The sequence below is a fragment of the uncultured Paraglaciecola sp. genome, from assembly GCF_913058035.1.
Lineage (GTDB): Bacteria > Pseudomonadota > Gammaproteobacteria > Enterobacterales > Alteromonadaceae > Paraglaciecola.
In genome coordinates this window covers 1-3,677 of record NZ_CAJXPA010000291.1, presented here as the reverse complement: position 1 = coordinate 3,677, position 3,677 = coordinate 1, and the positions used below count along the sequence as shown (strand labels likewise).

The 3,677-nt window shown below is 39.7% G+C and carries 3 protein-coding genes and 1 pseudogene; 1 reads left to right on the top strand and 3 read right to left on the bottom strand.

The genetic code is table 11. From position 1 onward, the window contains the following. Positions 1–53: 53 nt before the first annotated feature. Positions 54–407, top strand: a pseudogene (locus QZ562_RS20400) (LysR substrate-binding domain-containing protein); the annotation flags it as partial. A gap of 438 nt (positions 408–845) precedes the next feature. Here QZ562_RS20400 and QZ562_RS20395 read toward each other — a convergent pair. The 3 genes from QZ562_RS20395 to QZ562_RS20385 form a co-directional block, all read right to left on the bottom strand. Continuing rightward, positions 846–1,496, bottom strand: coding sequence for a LiaF domain-containing protein (locus QZ562_RS20395; protein ID WP_293764423.1), 651 nt, complete (start codon positions 1,494–1,496; stop codon positions 846–848). Between the two features lie 140 nt (positions 1,497–1,636). Beyond that, positions 1,637–2,968: an ATP-binding protein gene (locus tag QZ562_RS20390; RefSeq protein WP_293764419.1), complete on the bottom strand. Its 1,332-nt coding sequence runs from the start codon at positions 2,966–2,968 to the stop codon at positions 1,637–1,639. 17 nt (positions 2,969–2,985) lie between these two features. Continuing rightward, entirely contained in the window at positions 2,986–3,660 is a 675-nt protein-coding gene (locus QZ562_RS20385; protein WP_293764426.1) for a response regulator transcription factor, read from the bottom strand. Positions 3,661–3,677 lie beyond the last annotated feature (17 nt).

The following is a 3,677-nucleotide window of genomic DNA, read 5'->3' as shown; positions in this document are numbered from 1 at the left end:
AATGTGCGTAGCAAAAATATTTTCAGAGATAAGGACGTTCAAGAGAAACAGCTGACGTAAGTAATCATCAATGGGTGATTTACAAATGAACTTCGGGTGTAGTCACGCTAACTAAAGGTAGTCGCTCGTTTAGTATTACTACTAAAGGAAGTATTAGTACTAATAATGCAGCCGCCCGTACCGCGTTTGTTGAAGCCGGTCATGGTCTAGGACGTATTCCGATTTATGATGCTTGGCCAAAAATTAAGACCGGTACTTTAGAAACGGTGCTTGATGATTACACTCTTAGTGATATCAATGTCTATGGTGTATTTCCTCCCGGTACCGCCAAATCTAAAAAGCTCAGGTTGTTACTTAACTTTTTGAAAGAATATTTCAACAGTCAGATAAACCCTAAAACTTCTTAATAATACGCGCGGCTGTTCCTATTCTGATGATGGCTTATTCCAGTTAAACTCACCACAGTGATTCATACAGTAATAGATTTTAAAAAAAGATAATAATTGTTGTAAGTGTCAAACTAGGAAAATGTACAAAATTTAGATTGGTCGCTGCTCGGTGGGTAATGGCTAAATGAAGTTCATTGCCGCAAAACATGAAAATGAGTAAATTCGTCGTAATACTGTTTGGTGTTATCTTAATAATGAACCAGAGTAGGACTTAGGCGATAAGGCTCTGACACTCAAAAATACGCTTATTAAGTGAGCTCATTGAAGATGATTTACGAGTGCTTGATAAATTATTAACACCAGTAATGATTAGAGTTACTTTAACCGCGTCAGAATATAACCATATTCACTTAATTTTTTATTAGCTGCTCAAAAATATTTGTTCATACCGTATCTTTAATTACGGTTGTTAAACATAGTTTTCATCTGATTAGCGAAGGCAACAAACTTCTCTTTAATTGTACGTTTTATCTTGATGTCCAACGCTCCAAACATCACTAATCCTCCAATTGTAAGGGTAGGAGCTTGTCGTGAGGCGATGGAAGGTGCTGAATTATCAATGCCACCTAAAATACAAAAGGCTTTTGAGATGATATTGATGTCTTCTGGTACGGAGATATCGGTACCGCCAAACAGGCATAATACTTTTATAGTGACGTTTGGAGTGGTGAATATAGCGTCGGTAAAATCGATGTCAGCCCCTCCGAATAACGTAATTATTCTTATTTCGCCCGGCACTGTCCACTGACCGCTGCGACAGGATCCACCAAGAATATTGATTATGGTATCGGTCTCGTCGTTGTCACTGGCTGCATAGTTGACGTTGAATTGGCGTTCTTTTTGTGAATTGAATTCTGAGTCTGTGGTTTTGTCTAAGTCAGCAGCTAAATTGAATATTTCCTGATGGTTTTGACTGGCCATGGCTTGGTCTAATCTGCGTTCGAATGCTTCACTAGAAATCACTCCATGACTGTAGTTATAAATCAGTGTATCGATAACTTCTTCACGTACTTTTTCAATCGGTCTGTCTTCGAGTATTACGGCCATGTAGCTTCCCTAAATTTTAGTCATTAATATTTTTAACAGATAGAGCAGATACCATGCCATTTGAGAATGTATTTAAAATCAATGGATTAGCGTTTTCATATATGTGTCAATGTGACGAATTAGGCACTTTTTAGTGAATTTCACACTTTAGTAGGAAAAATCAAAGTAAGTTTAGCACCACCTAAATCACTCTGTTTGACTTCGAGTTGGCCTTGGTAAGCCGATACTAAGTCTGCCACCACAGCCATACCTATGCCTTGACCTTCTTTGTAACTATCTAAACGGGTGCCTCTTTCTAATAGCTGTTCGCGCTTGTCTTTTGGTATGCCGGGGCCGTCGTCTTCAATATGGATTAGTAATTTATTCAGGCTAGTAAACGTTGAAAGTGAGACTTGTTTGACGGCAGCTTTACAGGCGTTGTCTAACACATTACCTAATATTTCCATCAAATCAGTCATGTCGCCGTTAAAGCCTAATGTTTGATGTTGAATATCATGAGTGAGGGTTAACTTTTTGTCTGCGTAAACTTTGTCCATAGCGTTAAATAATTTTTCGACCACAGGTTTGATGGGGATGGCTTGCCCGAATGTACTTGTGGTGCCTGCTACTGCGCGTTTCAGCTGTCGCTGTATTTGAAGATTAATTTGACTAATCGGCTCTTTAGCTTGCTCTGGAAGCCCTGCTGTTCCAGATAACACTGCTAAGGGGGTTTTAAGACTATGAGCCAAATCGCTGAGGCTGTTTTTATAGCGACTGCGCTGTTGTTGTTCGGTATCTAATAAATTATTAATGCTACTTTTAAGTTTTTCCAGTTCGGGTGGATAACGCTGATCTATGCGATCGAGTTGGCCACTTTCAGCTTGGCGAATTTGCTTGTTCAGTCTGCTTATCGGAAGTAAAGCAGCGTTGAGGCTGACCAGTAATAAAATCAGCAATAACAGCGCAATCAGCCCTAACCAATTCCACAAGGTATTGGCGAATTTGCTCTTCTCGGTATTAAACACTTGTTTATCTTGAAGAATATAAAAGCTCACTGGCTGGTAACCCTCAGATGTTTCAAACTCAGCGGTATAGGCATATAAAAAGTAGTTGTTTTGCATCGAGAAATCTTCAATAAATACTTCCGCGCCTATGTCTGGCGCGACAAATTCAGGTTGTTGCTGCCAATTGAGAGTAGAGAGTGACTGCCATAACATGCCGTCGTGGGATTGAATAAAAGCGTACAAGCCAGAGCCTGGAATATTGAATTGATCATTATACAGCTGCTCAGGCATCTCGGCTTGGCTACCGGTGTTATCTAATTCAAATTCAGAGATTAGGGTTAAGCTTTGAACCCGCAGCTGTTGCAACATTGATTGACTCAAACTGCCGTTGAAAGCTTGCTCTAAGGTCACCGCAGTAAGAGGAATAAAAATCAGCAACGCGAGTACAGCGGCAGCAAAACTCCTTAATCTAAGGGACAGGTTATGCACTGACGTTTCTAATTAAGTTAGAGTTCACGATTTATTCGATATCCGCGGCCTCGCAGGGTTTCTATGGGATTAATGCTGCCATCAGGATCAATTTTTTTACGTAGTCGTCCTACAAAGACTTCAATTACGTTACTGTCTAAATCGAAGTCTTGATCATAGATATGTTCGGTTAGTTCGGTTTTAGAAATTACTTTTTGAGGATTGAGTAACAGATATTCTAATACTTTGTATTCGTAAGCGGTGAATTCGATGTATTGGCCGTTAACTAACACCTCTTCACTGAGAGTGTTAAGACTGATAGGCCCTTTTTCGATGGTCGGATGTGCTTTGCCTGCAGCGCGGCGTATTAGTGCGTTAATTCTGGCCAATAACTCTTCATTATGAAAAGGCTTAGTTAGGTAATCATCTGCTCCTGAGTCTAATCCTTCTACTTTTTCTTGCCATCTGTCTCGCGCAGTCAAAATTAATATTGGGCAACTGATATCATTTTTACGGGCTTTCTGTATCACCTCAAACCCATCAATTATAGGTAGGCCAATATCAATAATTGCCAAGTCATAAGTATGTTCTTGTAACAAAAACAATGCTTTTGCTCCATCATCTGCCAAGTCGACACTGTAACCATTTTTTTGCAATAATATGTCAAGCTGGGTAAGTAAACGGCTATCGTCTTCTACTATTAATATGCGCATTGAGTGCCTATATTTCC